Origin of the sequence: Bacillus sp. SIMBA_074, from assembly GCF_046534555.1 — a bacterium.
Lineage (GTDB): Bacteria > Bacillota > Bacilli > Bacillales > Bacillaceae_G > Bacillus_A > Bacillus_A mycoides.
Genome location: NZ_JAWRYM010000943.1, coordinates 1 through 250 on the forward strand (window position 1 = coordinate 1; position 250 = coordinate 250).

The window sequence follows — 250 nt, forward strand, 5'->3', positions numbered from 1 at the left end:
GGAACTGAGTGGTTGGCGCGATGCCTGCTTGACGCAGGCGATCCACCAAGCGCTTGAGGAGTTGTGTTAATGAGCGACAAACTGCTCTGCGAGATTTTGAAAAGCTCGCGTAAAGACGAAATGTACCTATACGTTGATAAGCGTAAGGGCACCGAAACAGTGCCTGATGCGCTGATGGAAACCTTTGGTAAGCCCGTTCCTGTGCTGACGATGATTCTGACGGCGGACAAAACGCTGGCTCGTGTCAATG

General features: G+C 52.0%; 1 protein-coding gene. It reads left to right on the forward strand.

Annotated elements, in window-relative coordinates; all coding sequences use genetic code 11:
- Nucleotides 1-69 precede the first annotated feature (69 nt).
- On the forward strand, nucleotides 70-250 hold a 181-nt coding region (locus tag SB773_RS33560; RefSeq protein ID WP_410594778.1), incomplete at its 3' end, for a YcgL domain-containing protein.